The organism is Pseudomonas sp. FP1740, from assembly GCF_030687165.1.
GTDB lineage: Bacteria > Pseudomonadota > Gammaproteobacteria > Pseudomonadales > Pseudomonadaceae > Aquipseudomonas.
The window spans coordinates 4,218,081-4,244,760 of record NZ_CP117461.1 but is presented as its reverse complement, the minus strand read 5'-3'; the positions used below and the strand labels follow the sequence as shown (position 1 = coordinate 4,244,760).

The window sequence follows — 26,680 nt, the reverse complement described above, 5'->3', positions numbered from 1 at the left end:
GGAATGTGGATCAAATCTCTGACACTTCCATCTCGCGCAGCACCTCGGCCACGGCCGCCACCGCTGCGTGCATTTCGGCCTGGTTGACGTGGCCGATGCAGCCGACGCGGAAGGTTTCGACCTGGGTCAGTTTGCCGGGGTAGAGGATGAAACCCTTGGCCTTGACCCGTTCGTAGAATTCCTTGAACTGGTAGCGCGGGTCTTTCGGCGCGTGGAAGGTGACGATGATCGGCGCCTGGATCGCGGTGGGCAGGAAGCTGCGCAGGCCCAGTTTGGCCATGTCATCGAGCAACACCTGGCAGTTGTTGGCGTAGCGCTGATACCGGGCGGGCAAGCCACCTTCTTCGTGGTATTGCAGCAAGGCTTCGTGCAGCGCCGCGACCACGTGGGTCGGCGGGGTGAAACGCCATTGACCGGTCTTGGCCATGTAGCTGTGCTGATCGAACAAGTCCATCGCCAGCGAGTGCGAGTTGCCGGCGGCGTTCGCCAGCGCTTCTTTGCGAGCGAAGACGAAGCCCATCCCCGGCACGCCCTCCAGGCATTTACCCGAGGCGGCGATCAGGGCGTCGAAAGGCACCTGTTGCGCATCGATCGGCAGGGCGCCAAACGAGCTCATGGCGTCGATGATCAGGCGTTTGCCGTGCTGCTCGATGACGTGGGCGATTTCTGCCAGCGGGTTGAGGATGCCGGTGCTGGTTTCGCAGTGAATCAAGGCGACATGGGTGATGCTGGCGTCGGCCCGCAGCAAGCGGTCGACGTCGACGGCGGTGGTCGGTTCGTCTTCGGCGGTTTCGAAGGTGTTGAACGAGCGGCCGAGCACTTCGCAGATCTTCGCCAGGCGTTTGCCATAGGCGCCGTTGATCAGCACCAGGACTTTGCCGTCCCGGGGCACCAGCGTGCCGATCGCCGCTTCCACCGCGAACGTGCCGCTGCCTTGCAGGGGCACGCAGTAATGGCTGTCGCCGCCGTTGATGATCGCCAGCAATTGCTCGCACAGGCTGGCGGTCAATTGGTTGAAGCGACCATCCCATGAACCCCAGTCGACCATCATCGCCTGACGGGTACGTTGCGATGTGGTCAATGGGCCGGGGGTGAGCAGGATGGGCTCGGCAGTACGCATTCTTGTGTCCTTGCAAAAGCTCAGTGGGATGAAACTACGGGGCGTAAATTGCAATTCGGCGTGCTATCAATCAAATTGTTTGTTGTTATGCTAGCCATCAGTGAGAGTTATTCATGAATCTGTTCCAGCTGCGTGCCTTCGATGCCGTGGCCCGCGAGGGCAGTTTCACCCGTGCCGCAGCGCGCCTGTTCATCAGCCAACCGGCGGTCACCGGACACATCAAGGCGCTGGAGGAGCACTACCAGATCACCTTGCTGCGCCGCACCGCGCGGCGCGTCGAGCTGACGGAAGAGGGCACCAGGCTCGCGGCGATCACCCGGGCAATGTTCGGCCTGGCCGAAGAAGCGCAGGCGATGCTGGAGGCCAACCGGCAGCTACTCACCGGGCGCCTGGAAGTGGCGGCGGACGGCCCGCACTTGGTCATGCCGATGCTCGCCAGCCTGCGCGCGCGTTATCCGGGGATCAGCGTGAATTTACGGTTGGGCAATGCCCAGGAAACCCTTGCGGCGTTGCTGTCCGAGCATGTCGATGTGGCGGTGCTGACCGAAGTCGAGCCGCGCAAAGGGTTGCATCTGCAAGGGTTGAGCGAGTCGAGGATTTGCGCGTTGGTGCCTGCTGGTCATCTGTGGGCGCAGAAGTCGAAAGGGCTGCCGCTCAAGGCGCTGGACCAGGTGATCATGGTGTTGCGCGAGCCGAGTTCGATTACCCGACGCACGTTCGACGAGGCGTGCGTTCAAGCCGGGGTCAGTCCTCGGGTGTTGCTGGAACTGGACAGTCGCGAGGCCGTGACCGAGGCGGTGGCCGCCGAGCTGGGCGTGGGCGTGGTGTCGTCGGTGGAAGTCAGCCACGACCCGCGGGTGGCGGCGGTGCCGATCATTGGCGAGGGGCTGGTCAATCGGCACATGATCGGTTGTATGGAACGGCGGCGGGATTTGCGCTTGATACAGGCGTTTTTTGGGTTGGCGCCCGTCGGGTAGAGCGCGGCGCGGCTATCGCGGGCAAGCCACGCTCCCACAGGTTTTGCGTCGTACACAAGGTTGGCGGCCAGCATAAATTCCTGTGGGAGCGGCCCGGTAAAATCACGGCATGGGGTCCGAGCGATTGATCAGCCAGTCGAGCAGCAGATGCGCATCGCGGCGTGGCTCGGGAGCGGGCCGGGAAGGCTGGAGGTGGCCCATGCCGGCACACAACACCGGCCGGTCCGGGTCGCTGTCGAGAAAACTGACCAACACTTCGGTGCCGGCCATGGGCAGCCTGGACGGATCGATCCGACCGTCCGGTGCTGCGAGGGCGACCGGTAGCCAGAGTCCAACGGCCTCATCCGCCTCGAACCCCGGTTTCGGCCACAAGCAGACCTGTATTCGGCCTTGCTCATCGAGTGCCGCCGGTTGCCCGACGGGGCCCAGCACCCGGGCGGTCTGATAGCCCGGGATGCTCGGCCTGACCTGTTTGAGCGCCGGCCTGAATACCGTTGACCAGGGAATGGCGGTGAAACGATTGCTGTAGCGCCGGGCAATGCCGGGTTCGTCCTCGGCGAGAATCGACGGCTGCAGCCCCTGGTGCTGGATGTCGGTGAGTAGCCACTGATCGTTGAAGCTTGAGAGCGGGTGCTGCGCCACTTGTACGATTCGTCCACTGCGCAACTCGTTCAGGGTGCTTTGGCCGTGGATCTGCCGGTGCTGGCAACGCAGGCGTTCCAGTAAGCGGCGGCCCAGTTGTTCGCGATGAAGCTGTTCGGGCGCAGGTCTTGCCGTAACCGGGCCCATTCCGGCGAGCGGGTGGTTGGCCGCGCCGTCGCCAATCACGTGTGCGCCGCGGTTTCTGGCATCCCATTGTGCCGGGGCGGGGGCCGGGTCATGGCGCTGGAACAGTTCGCTGATCGCCGGCAAAAGCGGGTCGTTGAACACGTCGGCATGGAACGGCATCAGCAGCGGTTCCTGCGGGAAACTCAGGCTGTCATCGGCCAGGACCAGCACGTGCCCGTCGCGCTGATGTTCGAAGTGGAAGTGGATGCCTTCTTCTTCACACAGCCGCTGCATGAAGGCCAGATCGCTCTCATCGTACTGAATGCAAAAGGGCCGCAGCGGGTAGTGGCCGCAGGTCAGGTCGAAGCGATAGCTATGCTCGGGCAGCTGATGCTTTTCCAGCAACTGACGCATGATCGCCGGCACGCTGAGACGATGAAATACCCGACGCGAGCTGTGCAACTGAAGTCGTTGCAGATGGGGCACCAGCACCAGTGAGTAGCCGACTCGATACGGGCCGCGATGTTCGCGGCTGACGCTGTGGATTACGCCGTGAATGCCCTGATCAGCCGACAGCCTCAGGAACGCCGGTTGTTGCAGCAACCGATCCAGGTTCATCGCCGGTGCGAGGCCGATCACCTCGATGTCGAATCGATAGGGCTGGTTGAGGCCCTCGCGGCCATTGAACTGCAACACCTGCAAACTCAGGCCGCCTTCGAGGAGTGTCAGGGTGTAGGGGCTTTCCTTGTCGTTGTGCATCGAGCGCGCTTCTGCGATGGGAATGGGCGCAGAGGGTACGAAACCACAGCCCTGAAGCGTCACCGCAAATCGACTTTTCAGAATCGCCCTACAAACATTGGTAAAGATGTCGACCCGTCAGGGCTGAATATCTTGGAATTTTTGGTCGATTGGCATCTTTAGGCCGTATAAACTTGCGCTACGCGTCGGCCAATAGATGTCTCGGCGCCACAGATCAAGAGAGTGAGTAATGGGCGCACAGTGGAAGGTTAAACACAAAGAAGCGGCAGCCAACGCCAAGGGCAAGATCTTCGGCAAACTGGTGAAGGAAATCACCATTGCTGCGCGCAACGGTGCCGATACCGCCACCAACGCACACCTGCGTCTGGTGGTCGAACAGGCGAAAAAAGCCTCGATGCCTCGCGAAACCCTGGAACGCGCGATCAAGAAAGGCTCCGGCCAGCTCGGCGAAACCGTGCAATACCATCGCGTGACGTATGAAGGGTTCGCACCGCATCAGGTGCCGCTGATCGTTGAATGCGTGACTGACAACATCAACCGCACCGTCGCTGAAATCCGCGTCGCGTTCCGCAAGGGCCAGTTGGGCGCTTCCGGTTCGGTGGCCTGGGACTTCAACCACGTCGGCATGATCGAGGCGTCCCCGGACAGCCCTGACGCCGATCCGGAAATGGCCGCGATCGAAGCCGGCGCCCAGGATTTCGAGCCGGGCGAAGACGGCGCGACGCTGTTCCTGACCGACCCTGCGGACCTGGATGCGGTACAGAAAGCGCTGCCGGAGCAAGGCTTCACCGTGTTGTCGGCCAAGTTGGGTTATCAGCCGAAGAACCCGGTGAGCGGTCTGAGCGACGAGCAGATGGCAGAAGTCGAAGCGTTCCTCGAAGGCCTCGATAACCACGATGACGTGCAAGACATGTTTGTCGGGTTGGCGGGTTAAGCGGTTCTGACCGTTGTGATTTAACCTGTGGTGAGGGAGCTCCCTCGCCACAGGTTCTATATTTGCCGCTAGTTGAACGCGGCCATCTCCCGCACCACCTCACTGAACCCCGGCCGCGCCAACACATCCGGCTGACAGCAGCGCTGCTGTAAATCCTCTAACGCGACCCGCTGTTCAGCGCTCAACCCCGAGTCGATCCGCTCCAGCAATTCTCCCAGCAAAATCCCGAACGCCCGTACCTCGATCCGTTGCAGCGCGCGGCTTTCAAGGCTGTCCAAGGTGGCATGGAAAGATGCCGCGCCAAAGTCCCCCAGCAGGCAATCGCCATGCTCGTTCCACAGAATGTTGTGGCCATAGAGGTCGCCGTGGGTAATGCCTTGGTGGTGCAAGTGTTCGGCCACCGAGGCGATGCCACTGGCGATACGCATTGCCACGTCGGCGCTGAATCGGGTGTCGTCGGCGTAGACGTCGCGGGAGCAGGACGCCAGGCTCGGCAAGCTGGCCAGGTTACGGTAGCTCGGGTCGATCAGTTGCATCACCAGCCCGGCTTGCGCCTGCGGATGCCCGACGATCCGCCCTTCGACCCGGATCAGGTTCGGGTGGATACCGGCAGTGATACAGGCGTTCATTTCGTGCAACGGCGAGCCGTCGCTGGTCATTTCGCCCTTGTAGAGTTTTACCGCGACCTGTTTGGTCTGCTCCCACAACGCCTGATGAATGACTCCCGACGCGCCTTCGCCGAGTTTCTGCTCCAGGCTCAGCTCGGACCAGGGAATGCTCGTCGTGGCTTCAAGTGCCGCCGCATCGGCTTCGGTTTCCAATGGGTTACCGGCGTAGGCCAGCCAGGTCAAGCTCGAAAGGGTCAGTAGCCATTCGGGAAGCTCGGTGAGCTGATTGGCGGCAATGCGGATCAGCTCAAGTCGATGACACTGGCTCAGGCTCTCGGGCAAGCGCTGTAGCCGGTTGCCGGCGAGCATGAGTTTTTGCAGGTGCGGGCACTCGCCCAGTTCGGTTGGCAGATCCGTGATGCGGTTGTCGGTCAGGATCAGCCAGCGCAACAGCGGCGGCAGGGCGGCGGCCGGCACGTGTTCGATGGCGTTGGCCTTGAAACCGATCATCGTCAGGGCCGTACACTGGCCGAGGCAGGCGGGCAGTTCGGTGAACTGATTGTCCGAGCAGAACAGCACGCGCAAACGGGTCAGGCGGTGCAGATCGTCCGGCAGGCTGCGCAAGGCGTTGCCGCTGAGGTTGAGCACTTCCAGCGAGTCCGCCAGGTCGAAGATTTCCCGGGGGAATTCGGTCAGGCCACAGACCAGGTCCAGGCGGGTGATACCCGACAATTGGCCGGCGCGCAGTTGTGCGAGGGTGTGCATAGGCAGGTTCGCTATTGATCTGAAGGAAGGCGCGGGGGCCTGGAAATGGGCGACATGATAGCGGGAAAGTGGTGGTGGCTGTCAGGCGAGTTCCCTGACCTCCAGCAACTGCCCCAGCCGGCTGCGCGTGCGCGCCAGGTCGATGGCATCGCCATCCAGGCATTCGCGCAATGACTGGTGGCTGAGCAGAATCAGGTGTTTGTCCTGGTCGTACAAGACGTCGATCAGGTTAATGAAGCGTTGCTGGGCGGCGATTGAACAGTCGGCGAGGCTGGGCAGTTTGTCGATGATCCAGCGGTCGAAGCGCCGGCACAGTTCCAGGTAGTCCATGACGGCGGTGGGGTGTTCGCACAGGTCGGCGAAGGTGAAGCCGATGGTTCGCCCTTCGCAGTATCGGGCATGAAGGTGCCGTGTCCCGACGGGCAGCCGAATGGGTGGTGCGTCGTGTTCGAGCAGGTGCAGCGCCTGACGCTGGGTCACCGTGGCCGGCCAGACGTACTGACCCTGGGTAAACAGCTGCTGCGCATGGGTTCGCGCCTGACTGCGGTAATCATGGGGGCCGCCGACTTCCATCACCTGCATGCGCGTGTTGATCAGGTCGATCACCGGTTTGAAACGAGCGTGGTAGAGCGGGTTGGGCAGTAAACCTTCCGGCGGGTAGTTTGAGGTCACCAGCAGCAGAATCCCCCGGCGAAACAGCGCCTTGAACAGCCGGGTGATGAGCATCGCATCGCCGATGTCATGCACGTGGAATTCATCGAAACACAGCACCCGGCAGTCTTGCAGCAGTTCGTCGAGGGTGGTTGCCAGCGCATCGGGCTGATCGCGATGGCTGAACATGCCCTGGTGCAACTGCGCAAAAAACTCATGGAAGTGCAGGCGCTGTTTTGCCGTGACGGGGATGGCCTGGAAAAAACCGTCGAGCAGCCAGCTCTTGCCGCGCCCGACCGCACCATGGAGGTAAAGTCCGGGGAGTGGCGTCGATGACCCCGGCAGCGCCGACGCGTGCTGCGCCATGCAGTCGATCACGCGCAACTGGCTGTGGCTGAGGGTGTAGCCCTGAACATGGGCCTTGTGGCGGAAGTAGTCGTGGATCACCCGGCCTTGCGCGCTGCCACTGGTTGACGCCGCGAATGCCTTGCCGAAAAAACGGCGTAGCGCGGACCAGCGTGGTGTGAGTTGCGGACGGTTGGGCGGTCGTACGGCCACTGTGATGTCATCCCGTAATCTTCAGGCCGGCTCCCCCTGAGCCGCGGCGGCGTAGTTTAACCAAGTGGGTAATTTCCCTTCCACTGCTGCCGACGAAGCTTTTGTGGCGAGGGAGCAAGCTCCCTCGCCACAGGCAAGCTCCCGTGCCACAAAAGCCCTCTCACCTGATCTTCGAGGTTAGCGCTCGATACTGCGATTCCACCGGTCATTCCACGCCGGGCGCTGTTCGTTGACCTGATCCCAATCGATGGCAATCGCTGTCTCCAGATAGCGCTTCATCGCCTCGACCTGACCGCGGGTCTTGTCGGTGGTTGGCGTATTCGGGTTCGACGGAATCTGATCGCCGTCTTCAAGTGCCGCAGCCTGCGCGTCAGGTGTCAGCAAGAAGGCTGCGAGCTTCTGCGCCAATTCCGGCTGGGTGTTGTTGGCGATGGCGCATTCGGCCACGTTGAGCACCACCGAGCCTTCCTTCGGCTGCGCATATTCCACCGGCATGCCCTTGAGTTTCAGCGCGGTGACCTGGGTCGGGGTCAGCGGGAACAGCGCCGCTTCGTCGGTCTGGAGCATTTCGGAGATTTTCGCCGAGCTCGGAATGTACTCCAGCACGTTGCGCCCGACGGTGTTCGGCCAGGCCTTGAACCCCGGTTCGACGTTGGTCTCGCTGCCGCCCTGAATCCGGTTGAACATCAGGAAACCGTGCAGGCCGAAGGTCGAGGAGGCCATCGACTGGAACACCAGTTTGTCCTTGAACCGCGGGTCGGCCATGTCCATCCAGGAGGTCGGCGCGTTCCAGCCTTTTTCCTTGAACAGCCGCGTGTTGTACGCCAACCCGGTAACGCCGAGGCTGACCGCCACCGCTTGATCCTTGATGCGGCCCTTGGGCGGAATCTGCGCCAGGGTCGGGCTGTCTTCGAGTTTGTCGCACAAGCCCATGGCGATGGCGCGGTACATGATGCCGTCGTCGAGGAACATCACGTGCAATTGCGGGTTGCCTTTGCTGGCCTGGACCTTGGCCAGAATATCGGCCGAGGTTCCCGGCACGATCACCACTTTGACGTTATTGGCTTTCTCGAAAGCCGGCAGCACCTTGTCGGCGTAGAGCCGCTCCATGGTCCCGCCGTTCATGCCCAGATAAAGCGTCGGCTCGGCCTGGGCCTGGGTGACCGTGAGCAGGGCGCTCAGGCAGGACAAACCGAGCAGTGCAGTGCGTTTGAGGTTATTCATTGGCGCGACCTTCCTCTATCAAGCTACGGAGATGGAGTGAAACCGGGTGATGGAAAACGCATCCAGCGGCGTCTTTGACGCGCCGCTACAGATGATCTCGGTGAGCGCCTGGCCCACCGCAGGCCCGATCTGAAAGCCCGCGCCGGCAAAGCCGAATGCGTGCAACAGACCGGGTTGCGTGCTGCTGTGACCGATCACCGGTTGGCGGTCGGGTAAATAACCTTCGGTGCCGCTCCAGGTACGAATCGCCTGGGCGCCTTCAAGAAACGGGTAGAGCTCGACGGCCTGACGCAGGATCTCGATCACCGCGCTCTGACCAGGCCGGGCGCGGGCACCGTCGAGGGCAAAGCCCTGACCGCCGCCCAATACACAATTGCCCCGGGCGACCTGACGGGCATAGATGCCGCCGCCTTCGACGCCGGTGCTGGCATTCATCACCAGCGGCAACGGCTCGGTGACCAGCATCGCCGGGTGCCCGGCATGCATCGGCACCGCTTCACCGAATTGCGCGGCAAGGTTGCCGGCCCAGGCGCCGGCGCAGTTCAGCAGCCAGGGCGCGTGTAGCTCGAGGCCGGTTTGAGTGCTGACGCGAAAGCGCTGACCATCGTGCTCCACCGCCGTGACTGCGCATTGCTCATGCACCTGCGCGCCATGCCGACGTGCCGCTTGGGCAAACGCCGGAGACACCAGGCGCGGGTTGGCGTGGCCATCGTCCGGGCACAGCGAAGCACCGACCGCGACGTCTCCGACCCACGGAAAACGTGCGAGCAACTCACTGCGGTCGAACAGTTGCAAATCAAGGCCGAACCCCTGGCTGCTGGCGGCGTAATCCTGCAACGCTCGTAAATCGTTGAGACTGCGGGCGAGTTTCAGGTGACCGCTGCGCTGGTACTCGCCGTCGATGCCGATCAATTGCGGCAGCTGTCCCCAGATTTCGTGGGCCCGTTGCGACAACGGCAATTGCGACAGCGGCCGGCCCTGACGACGCACGCCGCCATAGTTCACGCCGCTGGAATGCGAACCGCAAAAATCCCGTTCCAGCAGCGCCACGCGTCGGCCAGCCTTGCTCAGAAACAGGGCGGCGGAGGCCCCGACAATGCCGCCGCCAATGATGACTGCCTCGACCTCGATCATGGCTCGACCTCCAGACCGAACGGCAAGGGTTTGATCGGTGCCTGAGCCCGCAACCGACCGATGTCGGCTACTGAACGCTGACTTTCGCAGGCAATGATTTCCGCGGCGGCGGCCCCGCACATTCGGCCCTGACAGCGCCCCATGCCGACCCGGCAATGGGCCTTGACCCGGTTGATCTCCCAGTGACCTTCGCGCACCACCTGGCGGATGTCGCCGGCGCGTACTTCTTCGCAGCGACAGATCATCAGGTCATCCGCAGCGTCGGCGGCCCAGCTTTCGGGGAAGGCAAAGGCACGTTCAAGACCCTGGCGGAATCTGCCGATTGCTTTCAGCGATTGTTCCAGCTGGGTGGTACGTTGCGGTGGGATCAGGTGACCGCTATCTTCGAGCAGGGCGAGGGCTGCCCGTTCACCGGCCATTTCCGCCGCGTCGGCACCCATGATGCCGGCGCCGTCACCCGCCAGGTACACCTCGGCGACACTGCTGCGCCCGGCGCTGTCGCGCTGTGGCAGCCAGGCGCGGTTGAGCGGGCTCCAGGTGAATTCGCAGCCCAGCAGATCGGCGAGTTGGGTTTCGCTGCGCAGGCCATGGGCGAAGGCGACGGCGTCGCAGTCGATTCGATGTTGGCCTTTTGCGTTGCGCCAGATCAGCGATTGCACACGCTGTTGGCCATCGATGCCTGACAGGCTGGCGCCCTGATGCACCGGGATGCCGTGGGCGGTCAGCCAGGTACGGTAATAGAGGCCTTTGGCGAGGGTAGCCGGTTGCGACAACAGACCGGGCAGGGCACGAGCCTGAGCGCTGAACGGCGAACTGTCGAGCACCGCGACCACGTTGGCACCGGCCTTGGCGTATTGATACGCCACCAGGTACAGCAACGGTCCGCTGCCGGCGAACACCACGCGTTCACCAATGGCACAGCCCTGAAACTTCAAGGCGATCTGCGCCGCGCCGAGGCTGTACACCCCCGGCAACGTCCAGCCTGGCACCGGCAGAATCCGGTCGGTGGCGCCCGTGGCGACAATCACCCGGGAGAACGCCACACGTATGGCGCGGCCCTCGTGCAAGGTGTCGAGCGCGTTGGCCTCGGCGTTCCATACCAGCGTGTCGGGACGGTAATCGAGTTGTTCACGCAGTGCGTCGATGGTTTGATGCAGCGCGTTGGCCTTGGGGGCTTCGAAGCCATACAACTTGATGGGCGAGCGCTTGAAGTTCGCCGGTTGCCGCCGATAAATCTGCCCGCCACCGCGTGCGGCTTCGTCCAGCAGAACCGGGCGCACGCCATGCGCCACCAGCGTCTGCGCCGCACGAATCCCGGCGGGGCCGGCGCCGATGATCACCACAGCGTTCATACCGAGCGCCCCGGTTCGCGGCTGACCTGCTGGCCGGCTTCAAGCAGCGTCGAGCAGGCCCGCACCCGGCGGCCATCGCTCAGGCGTACCCAGCAGTCCTGGCAGGCGCCCATCAGGCAGAAGCCGGCGCGGGGTTCGGCGCTGAAGTCGCTGCCGCGCAGGTGTTTGCTGCAGGTCAGCACGGCGGTCAGCAGGGTGTCGCCGAGCAAGCCGCTGGCAGGCACGCCGTCGAGGGTAAAGTCCAGGGCCGGGCGGTCGCCTTCGGCCAGTCGTTTCAGCAGAGCCATGGCGCCCTCATTGTTTACCCACCAGAACCCGATCCAGGCCATAGACCCGATCGAGCAGAATCATCGTCAGCGCGGTCAGCGCGATCACCAGGGCCGACACCGCCGCCATCATCGGATCGATGGATTCGGTGGCGTACACGTACATGCGCACCGGCAACGTTTGCGTGGCCGGCGAGGTGACGAAGATCGACAACGTGACCTCGTCAAAACTGTTGATGAACGCCAGCAGCCAGCCACCGGCGACCCCTGGCAGAATCATCGGCAAGGTGATTTGCCGGAACAGCGTGAAGCGTCCGGCACCCAAGGATTGCGCGGCGTGTTCGGCGCTGCGGTCCAGGCCGATGGCCGACGCCAATACCAGCCGCAACACATACGGCGTGATCACCAGCACATGGGCGAAGATCAGCCAGGCAAAGCTGCCGTTGACGCCCATCAGTGCGAACAGGCGCAGCAACGCCACCCCCAGCACCAGGTGTGGAATGATGATCGGCGACAGGAACAGGGCGTTGAAAAAGTCCCGTCCGGGGAACTCGAAGCGGGTGATCGCCAGCGCCGCCGGCACCGCAATCAGCGTCGCCAGACTGGCCGCGCTGAAGGCCAGGATCAGGCTGTTGTAGAACGCATCGACAAAGTCCGCGCGTTCGAACACGGCGCGGAACCAGCGCAGGGAGAAATCCGTGGTCGGCAGGCTCAGGGTGTTTTCCGGGGTGAAGGCGACGAGGCACACCACCACCAGCGGCGCGAGCATGAACAGCACCACCAGGGCATGGAACAGCAGGGCGAAAGGACCGTTTCTGGACATGACGAATTATCCCAATGACTTCTTGTAGCGGCCTTCGATCATCCGGTTCCACGACAGCATGATCAGCAGGTTGAGCAACAGCAGGGCTACGGCAATCGCGGCGCCCATCGGCCAGTTCAGCTCCGACAGGTACTGGTCGTAGATCAGCGTGGCGACCATCTTCAGCCGGCGTCCGCCGAGCAGGCCGGGAATGGCGAAGGAACTGGCCGCGAGGCCGAACACGATCAAGGTGCCGGAGAGCACGCCGGGCATGACCTGTGGCAACACCACTTTGCGTATCACCGTGAAGTGGCTGGCGCCCAGTGACAGCGCAGCCTGCTCGGCGGCCGGGTCGAGTTTTTGCAGCGAGGTCCAGACCGGAATGATCATGAACGGCAGCATCACGTGGACCAGCGCGATCACCACTGCGAACGGCGTGTAGAGCAGCTTCATCGGCGAGCCACCGAAGGCTTGTAAGGTCTGGTTGACCAGCCCGTCGGCGCCCAGCAACAGGCTCCAGCCGAACGCCCGCACCACCACCGAAATCAGCAGCGGCGTGAGGATCAGAATCAGGAAAATCGAACGCCACGGTGCGCCCATGCGACTGAGGATGTAGGCCTCGGGCACGCCGATCAGCACGCAGAGCAGGGTGGTCAGGGCGCTGATCCACATCGTGCGCAGAAAGATCTCGTAGAAGTACCGGTCGCCCAGCAGGCTGCTGTAGTGGGCGAAGGTGTAGGCGTCGCTGTTGATCCCCGAGCTGTAGTCGAAGACGTTCAACGACAACACCAGCGTCAGCAGCAGCGGGATCGCCAGCAGGCCGACGTACAACGCCAGGGCCGGCGCCGACAACACATACCCTTGGCGTCCCTGGCGGATGGCGGCGAGCGTATTCATGCCGACACCTCGTCGACACTGAGCACCCGCAGCAGTGCCGCGTCCCAGTCGAGGCCGACTGCCGTGCCTTCGGCCAGTGGCGCCGAGCCGTCGTTGCGGCGCACCACGCAGAGTTCGCCCAGGGTTGTCGTTACGCCGTACAACCATTGGCTGCCGAGGAAGAAGCGGCTGGCGATCTTGCCTTGCAGACGACCATGGCCTTTTTCCCGCAGATCAATTTTCTCCGGGCGCAGGCTTAACGTCAGTTCGCCGTTGCCGGTGTTGCACACCTGAACCACACCGGCGCCATCTCGCTCACCGGGCAGCAGATTGGCTTTGCCGACGAACCCGGAAATGAACTCGGTGCGCGGGTGCTCGTAGAGGGTGTAAGGGGCGTCGATCTGGGTGATGCGCCCGGCCTGCATCACCACCACCCGATCGCTGATCGACAGCGCTTCGGACTGGTCGTGGGTGACCATCAGCGTGGTGATCCCGACTTCGCGCTGGATGCGGCGGATTTCGAACTGCATCTCTTCGCGCAAATTGGCGTCGAGGTTGGACAGCGGTTCGTCGAGCAGCAACACCGGCGGCTCGATCACCAACGCCCGGGCCAGTGCCACACGCTGGCGTTGGCCGCCGGAAAGCTCCCGTGGATAACGCTCGGCGTGCTGGTGCAGGCGAACCAGTTTCAGCACCCGGTCCACCCGTTGCTGCAACTCACCGTTGGGCACTTTGCGCATGCGCAGGCCGAAGGCGACGTTGTCTTGCACGGTCATGTGCGGGAACAGCGCGTAACTCTGGAACACCACGCCCAGGCCACGGCTGGCGGGTTTGGCGTGGGTGATGTCGCGACCGTCCAGCACAATGCGTCCGCTGCTGACTTCGACGAAGCCGGCGATCATTTGCAGGGTGGTGGTTTTGCCGCAGCCGGAGGGGCCGAGCAGTGAGACGAACTCGCCTTTTTCCACCGACAGGTTGGTGGCGACGACTGCGTCGATCTCGCCATATCGTTTGCCGAGGTTTTCAAGCTGCACAAAAGCCATGACTGCGCTCCACCTGAGATTGTTATGCGTCGCCAACGGCGCGCTTTTTTGTATGGGCAGATACGAAAAGATGTTGCGGGGTGCGTTGGCGCGCGACGTGTGTCGGCTGCCGTTGTTGTTCGAATCGCCCCTGTATGGACGCAGAGTAGGACGAAGAATAGGATGGGCTCAATAACCTATTTCACTGAAGCGATGACTATTTTCAGTTTTATTCAGTGAGTAAATTTATTGATGAGAAATCAAATGTCAGATTCCACTGATCGGAATGAAAACAAAAATGAAGTCGGTGTCGGTGCGGTCTCAAGACTGTTTGCGGTGCTGCGCAGCCTGGGTGACACCGTCGAGGGCAGCGAGCGCGTGACGCAACTGGCGCAGCGCATCGGTTTGTCGCAACCGACCACCCACCGCTTGCTGCGCAGCCTGATGGACGAGGGCATGGTCGAGCAGGACGCCCGCAGCAAACGCTATCGCCTGAGCCTGGAGTTTTTTGCCTTGGCGGCCCGCGCCGGCAATACCAACAACCTGCGCGAACTGGCGCGGCCGGCATTGCTGCGGTTATCGGCATCGTTGGGCGATTCGCTGTTTTTGCTGGCGCGCAGTGGCTTCGATGCGATCTGTCTGGACCGCAGTGAAGGGCCGTTTCCGATCCGCACATTTACCGGCGATATCGGTGGGCGGGTGGCGCTCGGTGTGGGGCAGGGCAGCCTGGCGATTCTGGCATTCCTGCCGCAAGAGGAACGCGACACGGTGATTCACTACAACTTGCCGCGGCTCAAGGATTTTCACCTATATGACGAAGTGTTCCTGCGCTCGGAAGTCGAGAATGTGCGCGCGCTGGGGTACGCCGGGCGCAACACCGGCGTGTTGCAAGGCATGGCCGGCGTGGCGGTGCCGATCCTCGATCGCGACGGCCGGGCGGTGGCGGCGTTGAGCGTGGCCACGATCAGTGATCGCCTGGGGCCGGATCGTTTGCCGACCGTGGTGGAAATGCTCAAGCGCGAAGCGGCGTTGATCGGGCCGCGGATCAACCCGTTCGACCCGCTGTTGCGCAGGCCTTCGCAGGTGTTTGGGCAGGGGTGACCACAACCCGGATCAGAACTTCAGCGTCTGCTTGAGCATCTGCGCCGCCGGTGTGTCACTCGGGCTGACCATCGCATAGTTGTACCCGGCATCCGACCAATACTCGGCCTGCAGTTCGCCGTCGCTGCGGCTGCCGCGGGGCAGGAGGAAATTTTTCGGTCCCGGCGGACGGACGTAAAAGCTGACTTTGTGGCCGCCCTGATCTTCGTAAACCACCATCGCTGCCGGCCCTTGTTCGGTACTGAGCAAACGGCCGCTGACCGGTTTGTAGCCAGCCCCCGCCAAGTTCGGCAGGCGATGGGCCTGGCTGAAATAGCGGTCGAGCCAGCCTTGCATATCGCCATCGTCGCTGACTTGGTAATCCGCCGGCAGGATGCCTTGCTGGGCAATCAGTCGGTAGGCCTGCATCGCATCGGCCATCGGCAGTGGGGGGCTGACCAGAGTCATCTCCCGCGCGTGCCAACCGCCCAATCCGCCGACGCTGACCGCAATCAACAACACCGCGGCACTGGCCAGATGACGGCGGGACTTTCGTTTGAGACGCTGGCGAATCAGCGCCGGGTCAAGTTGCGGGTTGGCCGGTTGCTGCAAGGCGCCGCTCAGGGCTGCGCGCAATTGCTGGGCGTCCTGCTGCCAGGCGCGCACTTGCGCGGCAACTTTGGCATTGCTGGCCAGATAAGTGTCCACCTGATGTCGGTCGGCATCGCTGAGTTGGTGATCGACGTAGGCGTGCAGGTCACGCTCGCTGGGCGGCATGCTGATCATTTGAGTCTCCGCAGGGAAGGGCGGGTGATTTCGCCGTCGCTGAGCTGGCGCAAGGCCTGGCGCGCGCGGGACAGGCGCGACATTACGGTGCCGGTGGGGACGTCGAGAATCTCGGCGACCTCCTTGTAACTCAAGCCTTCCACCGACACCCAGAGCAGCAGCGCGCGCTGTTCGGTGCTGAGCTGATCGAAGGCTTGCAGGGTCGACTGGGCGATTACCTCGCGCTCTACCGAAGGCTGCGCATCGTCGCGCCCGGTAAAGAATTCGAGCATCCGCGCATACCGCCGGGAGCGGCGGTGGGCGTCGAGAAACTGCCGATAAAGAATCGAAAACAACCAGGCCCGCAGGTCGCCCTCCGGACGTTTAGTGCTCCAATTCGACAGCGCTCGTTCCAGGCTTGCCTGCACCAGATCGTCGGCGCTGCTGGGGTTGCGCGTCAGCGACACGGCGAAGCGCCGCAGCCTGGGAATGATTTCACGCAATTGTCCGTCGATGTTGTTCATGGAAATGGCGTGTTCTCTGGCTGTGATGAATGGCACTGACAAGAAGGACGCCGGCCACTGTGGTTTATTCCTTCGTCGGGGAAAACCATTACTTATTTGTGTAGGAGATTTCTGAGGGGTTTGTAATCCATGTAATGGCATCGAACTTCGCGGCTCAACCCATGCAGCAAGCTCAGGCAGTCAGCCCAGCCTCTCACCAGGCTGCGCAGAACCACCCGTGCTTGAACGTAAATATTGAGCCTGAAGAGAATTTTTAACATGCAAGAGTGCAAAATTTCCCTTGAGTCGGCATCGATGTGTTCGCTGCTTCCGGACAACAACACCCATGACGTGTGGCCGCAGTTCGGTCGTGGGCCGACGGTTGAGCCTGAGTATCTTCTGATCCATCACGCCATCGAGGCGCAAGCCGCCGCCAGACCTCAGGACATTGCCGCCCATTGTGAGGGCGAAGCCATCACCTACGGTGAACTGAACCGGCAGGCCAACCGACTGGCCACGCTGTTGCGTCAGCAGGGCGTCGCCCCGGGCGATCACGTGGCCTTGTTTGTGGAGCGTTCGATCCCGATGCTGGCGGGAATGTTGGCCGCATTGAAAGTGGGTGCTGCCTACATCCCTCAGCACGTAGGGATTACTCCCACCGCGCAATTGCGCCACATCATGGACGTGGCCTCGACGCGGGTGGTGCTGACACTGTCGAGCCTCGAGTCGCGAATTCCCCTGACGTCGCAGCAACACTGCATTTGCCTCGATGAGTTCATGGAGGTTGCGTCAACACCCGCTGATGACCTGAATGTGGCCTGTTCGCTGTCATCGACCCCGGACCGGTTGTGTTTCGTGCTGTTTACCTCCGGCACCACCGGCCTGCCCAATGGGGTTCGGGTGACCCACCGCAATGTGTGCAATATTTTGCTGACAGCCCCTGGCAATCTCGGCATGCGGCCTGGGCTCAAGGTCGGACAGATACTTAACATCGCCTTTGACATGGCGGCCTGGGAAATACTCGGGTGTCTGGCTCATGGTGCGACCTTGATGATCCGTGGCAAGGACATCGCCCAGACGGCCGAACAATGCGACGTGCTGATCGCTACACCTTCGATACTCGGCACACTCGATCCATTGCGTTGTCAGCAAGTCAAGGTCGTGGCCCTTGCCGGGGAGCCTTGCCCTCAGCCCCTGGCTGATCGCTGGTCCTCGTTCTGCACTTTTTACAATGCCTGCGGCCCGACCGAAACCACGATCGTCAACACCATGCAGCATTACAGGGGCGCAGGTGCATTGACGATCGGCAAACCCACGCCCAACAACACGGTGTACGTGCTGGATGAGGCGGGCCAGCTCTGTCAGGTGGGTGAGCAAGGTGAGATGTGGGCTGGCGGCGACTGTGTGACCGCCGGTTATTTGAGTAACCCGACGCTGACCGCCGAACGCTATCGGCCCGATCCGTTTCTGGGGCAGGGCCGGATGATGTTTCGCACACGTGATCTGGGGCGCTGGACAGCGAACGGCGAACTTGAACACCTGGGACGTGTCGATGATCAGGTCAAGGTCAGAGGGTTTCGGGTGGAGCTCGACTCTGTTTCTGCGGCTCTGGAGTCATCTGATCGCTGCGAGCGGGCGGTCACGTTGAAACTCGACAGTCGCCATCTGGTGGCCTTCGTCTATCCCGTTACCACGGACATCGATGATGCAAGACGGCGCTGTGAAGAGCGGCTTGCCTACTATTGCGTCCCTTCGCTGATTCTCGCTGTGGAGCACATTCCGCTGACCTCACGCGGCAAGGTCGACAAACGCTTGCTGCTGGAGTGGGCGATGACGCACCAGGCCGACGCGACGACCCGGCAAGGGGTGGGCGCATGAAGGGGGGGAATCCGGATACCGCGCTGCCGGTCAAGCGCGTGCTGTGGCGGCGATTGGGGACGTTGCCGATATTCTCGCATTACAACCGCCTCGTAGCGCTGGTGCTTGCACTCAATATCGCGGCACTGGCGCATGGGTTGACCGCCGGGCAGTGGTGGACATCCACGGGGATAGTCCTTGAGGCGCTGTCGGGATTGGTGGTGGCGAATCTGTCGCTGGCGATTTTGATTCGCCAGCAATACATCATCAATCTGCTGTTCTGGCTGGCAACCCGGGCGCCCACTTCCTGGCCGCTTGCGATACGCCGCTCACTGGCCAAGGTTTACCACTTCGGCGGCTTGCACAGTGGCGGGGCGCTGGCGGCGATTGGCTGGTTCGCGGTGTTGATCGGCTCCCTGGCCTGGCATTGGACTGAAAGCTTGGGCGGCGTTTCCCTGGCGCTGCTCGGGGTGAGCACCGGGTTGCTGGGGATCTTGCTGCTGGTGGCCGTCATGGCTCACCCGCGGATTCGCGGGCGTTTTCACAACGGCTTCGAGCGAATGCACCGCTTTGGTGGGTGGACCGCACTTGCCCTGTTCTGGGTATGGAGCGTTCTATTTACCCGGGACCAGAACCCGCAGGCCTCCGTGAGCGAGGCGCTGTCGACGTCGGTGGCATTCTGGATGTTGATTGTGCTGACGTTCAGCATCGCCTTGCCATGGTTTCGTCTGCGCAAAGTGCCGGTGCAACTGATCAGGCCTTCTTCTCATGCGGTAATAGCCCGTTTTGGCCATGTCACGCCGTTTGCCGGCTCCTCCAACGCCATCAGTCTCAACCCGCTGATGGAGTGGCATTCCTTTGCCAATATTCCCGCACCGGGTGAAGCGGGTTTTCGCCTGATCATTTCCCGGGCAGGTGACTGGACCGGCGAGTTCATCGAGCAAATGCCGACGCATGTCTGGGTCAAAGGCATTACCACCGCTGGCGTGGCGCACATCGAAACTCTGTTCAAATCGGTGGTGTACATCGCCACGGGCAGCGGCATCGGCCCGGTGTTGCCCCATTTGTTGGCCAGGCAAGTACCGATACGGCTGGTCTGGTCGACCCGCAGCCCGCGAAAAACCTACGGTGACGAACTGGTGGAAGAGATCCTGCGGGCCAATCCTGATGCCTTGATCTGGGACACCGATGTGCTCGGCAAGCCAGACCTTGTGCAACTGGCTTATGACGCGGTTCGCTCGTTCGGTGCCGAGGCGGTGATCTGCATTTCGAACCAGACGCTCACCCAGCGAGTGGTTGAGGAAATGGAAGGGCGAGGCATTCCGGCGTATGGCGCAATCTGGGATTCCTGAAGTGTGCCAAGAGCGTTTTTCATTCAAACATTTCACACTATTTAATGAGATCACCATGCACACATTGATCGAACGTCATGATCGAGTCGTATTGATTCGTCTTAATCGGCCGCAGGCCAGGAATGCTTTGAGTTCGGCCTTGATGCGCGAACTGCTGGACACCTTGCAACGGCTGGACCGTGACCCCGGAGTCGGCTGTTTCGTGATCACCGGGACAGCGGATTTTTTTGCGGCTGGCGCCGACATCAAGGAGATGTACGGAAAATCTTACCTGGACATGGTCCATGAGGATTATTTCGCCGATTGGGAAGCCTTTGCCGCGCTGCGTACGCCCAAGCTGGCCGCTGTTGCCGGTTATGCATACGGTGGCGGCTGTGAGTTGGCCATGATGTGCGATCTGATCTTTGCTGCGGATAACGCTCGTTTTGGCCAACCGGAAATCAGGTTGGGGGTGATGCCTGGAATGGGCGGGACCCAACGTCTCACGCGCCTGATCGGCAAGTCGAAGGCCATGGACATGATTTTGACCGGACGCTCGATGTCGGCCGAAGAGGCCGAGCGGGCAGGATTGGTGTCGCGGGTCATCGTTGCCAGCGATCTGCTGGAGCAATCCTTGGCCGCAGCGCAGATCATTGCCGGTTTCGCCAAAACCGCCACACTCGCTGCGCGAGAAGCAGTGGACCAGGCAGTAGAGTCAGGATTGCGCGATGGCCTTCTTTTCGAGCGAAGAGTGTTTCATGGTTTGTTTGCCACGCAGGGGCAACAGGAAGGTATGCAAGCTTTTTTGCAGAAGCGTGAGCCGAGTTTTAACCCGGTTTGACCAACTTTGAGGATTCGTCGCTAGCGGTGCTTTGAAAGAAACTACAGTTCAGGGGGAATAATCCTACGTGACGTTCGTCTCATAGCTCTTTCCCCCTGTGGCCTACGGCCCCGGAGACTTTCATGGTTGATCGCTCATCTACAACAGGGCCGTCTCGGCCGCCCCTGAGCACCGCGAGCCTGACGTTGCGCCTGACCGGCATTGCCGTGGTGGTCGCCGCGCTGGCCGGGGCTTTTGCCTACGTCAACGGCACACTCGACCCACAGCGCCTGACGCCGAAAGCGTTGATCAATGTGCTGGAGAAAAACAACGGCGTGCACCCGGGGTCCCGTCGTAACCACGCCAAAGGGGTGTGCGTGATCGGGCATTTCGAGAGCAGCGGCCAGGCGCGCGAGTATTCCAGCGCCCAAGTGTTCAATGAAGCGCGGACCCCGGTGGTCGGGCGTTTCGCGCTGCCTGCCGGCAACCCTTACGCGCCGGACAACAGCGTGCCGATCCGCAGCCTGGCGTTGCGCTTTACCCAGGCCAACGGTCAGCAGTGGCGCACCGGGATGAACAGCATGCCGGTGTTCCCGGTGGGCACGCCCGAGGCGTTCTATCAGCTGCAACAAGCGCAGTCACCGGACCCGGCCACCGGCAAACCGAATCCTGCGGCGGTGCCGGCGTTCTTCGGTTCTCACCCGGAAGCCGCGCCGTTTCTTGCCTGGATCAAGACCGCCAAACCTTCTGCCAGTTATGCGACCGAGACGTATAACAGCGTCAATGCGTTTTACCTGGTGAGCGCAGCGGGGCAGCGGCAAGCGGTGCGTTGGAGCATGACCCCGGTTGCTCAGGATGCGGCGGGCGCGACGGCACCGGAGGGCGCTGACTTTCTGGAGAAGGATCTGGTTCAGCGTTTGTCCGCCGGACCGCTACGTTGGCAGTTGAACATCACCCTGGCGAACCCTGGGGACCCGGTCAACGACGCGAGCAAGGCCTGGCCCGGCGACCGAAAAGTTGTGAACGCCGGCACTCTGGTGCTCGAAAGCACCCAGCCACAACTCAATGGCGAGTGCCGTGACATCAACTACGACCCACTGGTATTGCCCAGCGGTATCGAAGGCTCCGACGACCCGCTGCTCGCCGCTCGTTCAGCGGGCTATGCCAATTCCTATCTGCGTCGCACCAGCGAAGTGAATCAGTTGCCCAACGCCAAGCAGGAGGCTCATCAATGAGCGCTCAACCGAACCATTTCGCTCCCCTGGCGCGGCTGCTGCATTGGCTGATGGCGCTGATGATCATCGCGATGCTGTTCATCGGCGCCGGCATGGTGGCCTCGGTGTCCGAGCGCCATGAGTGGCTGATCCACCTGCACAAACCGTTGGGCATCGCCATTCTGCTGTTGGTGGTCGTGCGTCTGGCCGTGCGTTTTTCGACCCGGCAACCACCGCTGCCGGCGGACTTGCCGGGTTGGCAAGTGCTCGCGGCGAAGGCTTCGCATGTCTTGCTGTACGCCTTGATGCTGATTTTGCCGCTGCTGGGCTGGGCGATGATTTCGGCGGCGGGTGATCCGGTGATGCTCAGCAGCTCGTTGCAACTGCCGTCGATCCTGCCGGCGAATGCGCAGGTGTTTGCATTCCTGCGCAAGGCACATAGGTATCTGGCGTATCTACTGTTCCTGACCGTGCTGCTGCACCTGGCGGCGGCGTTGTTTCACGGTTGGGTGCGCCGCGATGAGGTGCTGGACAGCATGTTGCGGGGCAGGGACCGTGGGTGAGTCGGGCGACTGCCGATAACTGTGGCGAGGGGGCTTGCCCCCGTTGGGCTGCAACGCAGCCCCAAATGCGGTTGGTCAGACGCTCCTGCGTCTGATCGATTTACGCCTGCTGCGCAGCCGAGCGGGAGCAAGCTCCCTCGCCACAGGTGTTGGGTGTTTTGGTGGCCAGCGTCAGCCACCAATAGATCAACGCTACGGCGTTGATGCCCGCACCCAGCCAGCTCACCGCTATCCAGCCGCCCCAGGCATACATCGCCGTCGAACCGATAGAGCCCAAGGCGCTGCCGATCGAATAGAACAGCATGTAGCCGGCGGTGAGTCGGCTTTGCGCTTCGGGGCGCACGCTGTAGATCATGCTCTGGCTGGTGACATGGACGGCCTGCAAACCCAGATCCAGCGTAATCACCCCGAGCAGCAGCGCCCACAGCGAGGATTGAGTGAGGGCGATGGGCAGCCATGAGGCGAGCATCAGCAACAACGACAGTCCGCTGGTCCATTGACCCAGGCCACGATCGGCCAGATGCCCGGCGCGAGCAGCGGCCAGTGCGCCGGCAGCCCCGGCCAGCCCGAACAGTCCGATTTCGGTGTGGGACAGTGAAAGCGGCGGGGCGCTCAACGGCAATACCAAAGGGGTCCACAGCACCATGGCACTGGCGAACGTCAGCAGGGCAAGGATGGCCCGTTGACGCAACACCGGTTCTTCCTTGAACAACGTGAAGACAGAGCCGATCAACGCGCCGTAAGCGCTATCCGGTCGCGCGTCTTCGTGCCTGGGCAGCACACGAAACAACAGCAGCGCCATCACCAGGGTCAACCCGGCGGACAGCAGATAAATCGAACGCCAACCAGCCAGGTCGGCCATGCCGCCGGCCACCGTTCGTGCCAATAGAATGCCGACGACAATGCCGCTGGTGATCACGCCTACCACACGTCCACGTTGCGCCGGGATGGCCAGCGTCGCGGCGTAGGCCACCAGGACTTGCGTCACGACCGCCAGTAATCCGGTCAGCGCCATGCCGAGCAACAACCAGGTGCTGCTCGGCGCTAACGCTATCATCAACAAGGCCAGTGCCGACAACAGGGTTTGCAAGACGATCAATCGGCGACGGTTGAGCAGGTCTCCCAGAGGGACTAGCAACAACAGGCCCACGCCATAACCGATCTGAGTGAGGGTGATGACGATACCGATGGTTGCCGGGTGCATGGCGAAGGCTTCGGCCATGGCATCGAGCAATGGTTGTGCGTAATACACATTGCCGACGGCCAGGCCGCAGGCGACGGCAAACAGCAGCACCACGGCGCCGCTTAACGGATGGTCAGGTTTCATCACAGGCTTCCTTGTGTGGTTTCAAATAAAACCAGTTGTACGGTAGGGAGTCTGGTTTTATATTGCAACCACATTGGTTGCCGGCGGACGTGGTCATGGTTAAACGTACAAGCATGGAAGGCGCCGAATGCCCGGTCGCCCGTTCACTGGATGCGATTGGGGATTGGTGGTCGCTATTGATTGTGCGCGATGCGTTCGATGGACTGCGACGCTTCGGTGAGTTCCAGCGCAATCTGGGCATGGCCAAGAACATTCTTTCGGCACGCCTGCGCACATTAGTGGCCCACGGGATTTTCGATCTGGTGCCGGCGTCGGATGGCAGCGCGTATCAGGAATATGTGCTGACGGAGAAGGGCCAAGGCTTGTTCCCGTTAATCATCGGGTTGCGGCAGTGGGGCGAAGCGTTTTTTTATGAGGCGGGGGAGGCGCATTCGCAGGTTGTCGATCGTGAGAACGGTCGACCGGTGCGGCCGCTGGAATTGCGCGCCGAGGATGGGCGGCTGTTGGGGCCCCAGGATTGTGTGCGGATCCCGGCTGAGTAAAACATCAAAAAATCGCAGCCTTGCAGGAGCTGCGAAGGCTGCGATCTTTTGTCCAAGGGGGATCAGCGCAAGGTATCGACCATATCCGCAATGGTCGTCAGCACATCCTTGCCCAACTGCTTCGAACGCTTGCCAGACCAGCCAGTCAGCGCATTCGGCGCGTCGTTGTTGTCCTTGAAGGGCATTTCGATGGTAAAGGACAGGCAATCGAACTTCTGACCGACGCTGTTGCAGGCCAGGGTCATGTTGGCTTTGCCCGGTTCGTCGCGGGTGTAGCCGTGTTTGGTCTGGAAGTCTTTGGTCAGGTGCTTCAGATGGCTGCGGAAGCGCTCTTCGAGTTTTTCGATCCGCGGTGTATAGCCGGGGTTGCCTTCGCAACCGGCGGTGAACACGTAGGGAATTTCTTCATCGCCATGGATGTCGAGGAACAGGTCGACGCCATACTTTTCCATTTGCTGCTGAACGAACAGCACTTCCGGGCTGATTTCCTGGCTGGCGTTCTGCCAGGCGCGATTCAGGTCCTGGCCCATGGCATTGGTGCGCAAATGACCGTGGAAGGCGCCGTCCGGGTTCATGTTCGGCACCAGGTACAGGTCGGCGCTGGCCAGGAGCTTATTCAGCACCGGGTCGTCGTGTTTCTCCAGACGCTCGATCACGCCTTCCATGAACCATTCGGCCATGTGTTCGCCGGGGTGTTGCTGGGCGATGATCCAGACCTTGCGCTGGCCTTCGGCGCCAGTCCCTTTGCGCAGCAGCTGGATGTCACGACCCTCAACGCTCTTGCCGGTGGCCAACAGTTCGGTGCCGGCCTTGGTCAGCGCCTGTTCGATCAGCCAGTCGTGACGGCCACGGCTGTAGGGTTCGAAATAGGCGAACCAGGCATGGGTGGCAGTGGCTTCAAGGCTGAAACGCAGACAGTCGCCTTCGAAGATGGTCGGCACCCGGAACCAGTTGACGTGGTCGTAGGACGCCACCGCCTGATAACCATCCCAGGCCTTGTTGTATGAGGATTTGCTGGCGTTGTTCAGACGAAACCAATGCTCCTGACCCACATGCAGGCCGCTGGCCTTGAAATGGAACCACTGGAAATGCTGGCTGCGAGTGTCTGGCCTGATGGCCAGCAATGCTTGCAGAGGATTGCTGATGTCCAGCACATCAATGTTGCCGCTGTCGAAGTTAGCGCTGATGTCGAAAGAAGATTTAGCCCCGGCCATAATCAATTCCTGAATACGATTTTTATGGCTGCTACTTTACACGCAAGAGGGGGAGAAACCGGGGGGAAATTACGGGGGGGTAAAAGGGGGGGCGTCCTCCTTGACGCCGATGCAGCTTAGAGACTGCATGATTGATTCTCAAGTGCTATTTTCGTTAGTTTGGCCCAGCGCTGCCGGGCTTCTCTTGGCAGTAGATATTCTTTTGATATCATCCGTGCCAATCGAATTTTGCAGCACCTACAGACTTCATTAGCCTGAAGCCAAAGCCAGCCTGACTGGCAAAAAAAAGACCCGGCAAAAAGCCGGGTCAAAAACCGTGATTAGCCTGATGAGGAGATAGTCCAGGAGTCCGACCTAAGGTCTCTTGGTCTATCGACTGATCTCGCGATCAGTTGATGCAATAATAATCATTATCATTTGCAAGTCAAATGTTTCTACCTGTGCGATTGGAAAATTTTTCCTGTCCTCCTCCAATACGCTCCCGCCTCAATTGTTCTGATTGCCCTCCAGGGCCCGGTTGACCATCGCCTTGGCCATGTCGATCATGTGCACCGTCGAAAACGCCAGATCCCGGCTTGCGCCCTGCAGCTGATTGGCTGACTCATGCGCGGTGGCGACGGCACACCGCAGCAGATCTGAAGCATGGACCAGCGCCTCTTCGCTGCTGATGTTACGGTTCACATCAAAGAAACGTTCTTCGCTGGCTACTTCTGACACAGCTGGTTTCAAGTAATAGTCCAGTGCCCGCTGCGCCGCGGCAGAGCCTTTTGGCGAGGTGAGGCTGGTGTCGATTTGCATATCGGGCAAGGTATTGCTGGGGATGGTCATGGCGATGGCGAGCTCCGTGAAAGATTCAAATCCGTGAGCCCAGCTTAGTACGTACTGTATTTGTGTCTTTAATTTAAATACTACAATTTGTGTTTTGATGGTCGGAGTCCCCCACGTATCGTGCCGCACATGGATAAATGGATCGAATTGGTCAAGGCCAAAATGAGTGAACTCAAAGTCACTCAAGAAATACTCGCCGAGCGCATCGGGATGTCCCAGGGTGGCGTCGGCCACTGGCTCAATAAACGTCGTCAGCCCGGCATCGGAGAGATGAATCGCGTCTTGCGGGCGCTCGGCATGGACTATCTGGAAGTGGCGATGGTGATCAGGGAGCCGCTGCCCTCAGAGGATGAGGAGATCTCCCTGGCGCAAAAGTACAACCCGTACTTTCGCTACCCGGTCAGTGACTGGCGAGAAACCGGGGTGGTGCGCGACGGCGAGCTATCGACCTACGGCACCTCGCTGGCTGTCAGCAAGCCACGCTTCGAGCTGTCCGATTACCATGCACAGGGCGCGGCGTTCTGGCTGGTGGTGGTCGGCGATGCGATGACGGCACCGACGGGGCCGAGCATTGCCGAGGGCATGCTGATTCTGGTCGACCCGGCGATCGTGCCGGAGCCTGGCAAACTGGTGATCGCCCAATGGCCCGGTAGCGCCGAGGCGGTCTTTCGCAAACTGATCGAAGAGGGCGGGCAGCGTTATCTGGTCCCGCTCAATCCAACGTATCCGAAAGCCCTTTACACCGAAGAATGCCGAATCATCGGCGTGGTGGTTCAGGCGACTGCCAAATTCTAATCAGATCGGTCCTCGCAGGGCGTAG

Annotated in this window: 26 protein-coding genes; 10 read left to right on the top strand and 16 right to left on the bottom strand. The window is 61.4% G+C overall.

Annotated elements, in window-relative coordinates:
* Positions 1 to 10: 10 nt before the first annotated feature.
* Positions 11 to 1,120, bottom strand: coding sequence for a 2-aminoethylphosphonate--pyruvate transaminase (locus tag PSH69_RS18980; RefSeq protein WP_305409430.1), 1,110 nt, complete (start codon positions 1,118 to 1,120; stop codon positions 11 to 13).
* A 113-nt stretch (positions 1,121 to 1,233) separates the two neighbouring features.
* On the opposite strand from PSH69_RS18980, the gene PSH69_RS18975 reads away from it, so the two are divergent.
* Complete coding sequence (locus PSH69_RS18975; protein ID WP_305409429.1) at positions 1,234 to 2,097, top strand: LysR substrate-binding domain-containing protein; 864 nt, start codon at positions 1,234 to 1,236, stop codon at positions 2,095 to 2,097.
* 102 nt (positions 2,098 to 2,199) lie between these two features.
* On the opposite strand, the gene PSH69_RS18970 is transcribed toward PSH69_RS18975, so the two are convergent.
* Positions 2,200 to 3,624: a type VI secretion system Vgr family protein gene (locus PSH69_RS18970; RefSeq protein ID WP_305409428.1), complete on the bottom strand. Its 1,425-nt coding sequence runs from the start codon at positions 3,622 to 3,624 to the stop codon at positions 2,200 to 2,202.
* A gap of 229 nt (positions 3,625 to 3,853) precedes the next feature.
* On the opposite strand from PSH69_RS18970, the gene PSH69_RS18965 reads away from it, so the two are divergent.
* Positions 3,854 to 4,558: a YebC/PmpR family DNA-binding transcriptional regulator gene (locus PSH69_RS18965; protein WP_007940960.1), complete on the top strand. Its 705-nt coding sequence runs from the start codon at positions 3,854 to 3,856 to the stop codon at positions 4,556 to 4,558.
* 68 nt (positions 4,559 to 4,626) lie between these two features.
* On the opposite strand, the gene PSH69_RS18960 is transcribed toward PSH69_RS18965, so the two are convergent.
* The 9 genes from PSH69_RS18960 to PSH69_RS18920 form a co-directional block, all read right to left on the bottom strand.
* Positions 4,627 to 5,931, bottom strand: coding sequence for a leucine-rich repeat-containing protein kinase family protein (locus PSH69_RS18960; RefSeq protein WP_305409427.1), 1,305 nt, complete (start codon positions 5,929 to 5,931; stop codon positions 4,627 to 4,629).
* Between the two features lie 81 nt (positions 5,932 to 6,012).
* Complete coding sequence (gene zapE, locus PSH69_RS18955) at positions 6,013 to 7,140, bottom strand: cell division protein ZapE (protein WP_305409426.1); 1,128 nt, start codon at positions 7,138 to 7,140, stop codon at positions 6,013 to 6,015.
* 177 nt (positions 7,141 to 7,317) lie between these two features.
* Complete coding sequence (locus PSH69_RS18950) at positions 7,318 to 8,364, bottom strand: ABC transporter substrate-binding protein (RefSeq protein ID WP_305409425.1); 1,047 nt, start codon at positions 8,362 to 8,364, stop codon at positions 7,318 to 7,320.
* Positions 8,365 to 8,382: 18 nt separating this feature from the next.
* Positions 8,383 to 9,498, bottom strand: a complete 1,116-nt coding sequence (locus tag PSH69_RS18945) for an FAD-binding oxidoreductase (RefSeq protein ID WP_305409424.1) — start codon at positions 9,496 to 9,498, stop codon at positions 8,383 to 8,385.
* On the bottom strand, positions 9,495 to 10,850 hold the full coding sequence (locus PSH69_RS18940) for an NAD(P)/FAD-dependent oxidoreductase (RefSeq protein ID WP_305409423.1): 1,356 nt from the start codon (positions 10,848 to 10,850) through the stop codon (positions 9,495 to 9,497). The genes PSH69_RS18945 and PSH69_RS18940 overlap by 4 nt, the downstream gene beginning before the upstream one ends.
* Positions 10,847 to 11,137, bottom strand: a complete 291-nt coding sequence (locus tag PSH69_RS18935) for a (2Fe-2S)-binding protein (protein ID WP_305409422.1) — start codon at positions 11,135 to 11,137, stop codon at positions 10,847 to 10,849. The genes PSH69_RS18940 and PSH69_RS18935 overlap by 4 nt, the downstream gene beginning before the upstream one ends.
* Positions 11,138 to 11,144: 7 nt before the next feature.
* Entirely contained in the window at positions 11,145 to 11,939 is a 795-nt protein-coding gene (locus PSH69_RS18930; RefSeq protein ID WP_019580025.1) for an ABC transporter permease, read from the bottom strand.
* 6 nt (positions 11,940 to 11,945) lie between these two features.
* On the bottom strand, positions 11,946 to 12,815 hold the full coding sequence (locus PSH69_RS18925; protein WP_018925443.1) for an ABC transporter permease: 870 nt from the start codon (positions 12,813 to 12,815) through the stop codon (positions 11,946 to 11,948).
* Complete coding sequence (locus PSH69_RS18920; RefSeq protein ID WP_064618870.1) at positions 12,812 to 13,837, bottom strand: ABC transporter ATP-binding protein; 1,026 nt, start codon at positions 13,835 to 13,837, stop codon at positions 12,812 to 12,814. Before PSH69_RS18920 ends, PSH69_RS18925 begins: the two co-directional genes overlap by 4 nt.
* 243 nt (positions 13,838 to 14,080) lie before the next feature.
* Between PSH69_RS18920 and PSH69_RS18915 the strand changes: the two genes are divergently transcribed.
* Positions 14,081 to 14,917: an IclR family transcriptional regulator gene (locus PSH69_RS18915; RefSeq protein ID WP_305409421.1), complete on the top strand. Its 837-nt coding sequence runs from the start codon at positions 14,081 to 14,083 to the stop codon at positions 14,915 to 14,917.
* A gap of 12 nt (positions 14,918 to 14,929) precedes the next feature.
* Here PSH69_RS18915 and PSH69_RS18910 read toward each other — a convergent pair whose 3' ends face one another.
* Complete coding sequence (locus PSH69_RS18910) at positions 14,930 to 15,682, bottom strand: anti-sigma factor (RefSeq protein ID WP_305409420.1); 753 nt, start codon at positions 15,680 to 15,682, stop codon at positions 14,930 to 14,932.
* A complete protein-coding gene (locus PSH69_RS18905) occupies positions 15,679 to 16,185 on the bottom strand; it encodes an RNA polymerase sigma factor (protein ID WP_019580029.1) in 507 nt (168 codons plus the stop codon). Before PSH69_RS18905 ends, PSH69_RS18910 begins: the two co-directional genes overlap by 4 nt.
* 294 nt (positions 16,186 to 16,479) lie before the next feature.
* On the opposite strand from PSH69_RS18905, the gene PSH69_RS18900 reads away from it, so the two are divergent.
* The 5 genes from PSH69_RS18900 to PSH69_RS18880 all read left to right on the top strand — a co-directional run bounded on the left by PSH69_RS18900 (position 16,480) and on the right by PSH69_RS18880 (position 21,949).
* On the top strand, positions 16,480 to 18,042 hold the full coding sequence (locus PSH69_RS18900; RefSeq protein ID WP_305412853.1) for an amino acid adenylation domain-containing protein: 1,563 nt from the start codon (positions 16,480 to 16,482) through the stop codon (positions 18,040 to 18,042).
* Positions 18,039 to 19,373: a membrane protein gene (locus tag PSH69_RS18895; RefSeq protein WP_019648431.1), complete on the top strand. Its 1,335-nt coding sequence runs from the start codon at positions 18,039 to 18,041 to the stop codon at positions 19,371 to 19,373. The genes PSH69_RS18900 and PSH69_RS18895 overlap by 4 nt, the downstream gene beginning before the upstream one ends.
* A 55-nt stretch (positions 19,374 to 19,428) precedes the next feature.
* Complete coding sequence (locus PSH69_RS18890; RefSeq protein WP_305409419.1) at positions 19,429 to 20,193, top strand: enoyl-CoA hydratase-related protein; 765 nt, start codon at positions 19,429 to 19,431, stop codon at positions 20,191 to 20,193.
* A 122-nt stretch (positions 20,194 to 20,315) separates the two neighbouring features.
* On the top strand, positions 20,316 to 21,407 hold the full coding sequence (locus tag PSH69_RS18885; RefSeq protein ID WP_305409418.1) for a catalase family peroxidase: 1,092 nt from the start codon (positions 20,316 to 20,318) through the stop codon (positions 21,405 to 21,407).
* Positions 21,404 to 21,949 (top strand): cytochrome b, encoded by a 546-nt coding sequence (locus PSH69_RS18880; protein WP_018925452.1) that lies wholly within the window; start codon positions 21,404 to 21,406, stop codon positions 21,947 to 21,949. The genes PSH69_RS18885 and PSH69_RS18880 overlap by 4 nt, the downstream gene beginning before the upstream one ends.
* A gap of 100 nt (positions 21,950 to 22,049) precedes the next feature.
* On the opposite strand, the gene PSH69_RS18875 is transcribed toward PSH69_RS18880, so the two are convergent.
* On the bottom strand, positions 22,050 to 23,276 hold the full coding sequence (locus PSH69_RS18875) for an MFS transporter (protein ID WP_305409417.1): 1,227 nt from the start codon (positions 23,274 to 23,276) through the stop codon (positions 22,050 to 22,052).
* A gap of 95 nt (positions 23,277 to 23,371) precedes the next feature.
* Here PSH69_RS18875 and PSH69_RS18870 point away from each other — a divergent pair, with 95 nt between their 5' ends.
* The gene (locus PSH69_RS18870) at positions 23,372 to 23,818 is read left to right on the top strand and encodes a helix-turn-helix domain-containing protein (RefSeq protein ID WP_026286359.1); all 447 of its coding nucleotides are present in this window, start codon (positions 23,372 to 23,374) and stop codon (positions 23,816 to 23,818) included.
* Between the two features lie 62 nt (positions 23,819 to 23,880).
* Here the strand turns inward: PSH69_RS18870 and PSH69_RS18865 are convergent, their stop codons facing one another.
* Positions 23,881 to 25,032, bottom strand: a complete 1,152-nt coding sequence (locus PSH69_RS18865; protein ID WP_028941233.1) for a M14-type cytosolic carboxypeptidase — start codon at positions 25,030 to 25,032, stop codon at positions 23,881 to 23,883.
* Positions 25,033 to 25,518: 486 nt separating this feature from the next.
* Entirely contained in the window at positions 25,519 to 25,860 is a 342-nt protein-coding gene (locus PSH69_RS18860) for a DUF3077 domain-containing protein (RefSeq protein WP_305409416.1), read from the bottom strand.
* 129 nt (positions 25,861 to 25,989) lie between these two features.
* Here PSH69_RS18860 and PSH69_RS18855 point away from each other — a divergent pair, with 129 nt between their 5' ends.
* Positions 25,990 to 26,655, top strand: a complete 666-nt coding sequence (locus PSH69_RS18855) for a LexA family transcriptional regulator (protein ID WP_305409415.1) — start codon at positions 25,990 to 25,992, stop codon at positions 26,653 to 26,655.
* Positions 26,656 to 26,680: the final 25 nt, after the last annotated feature.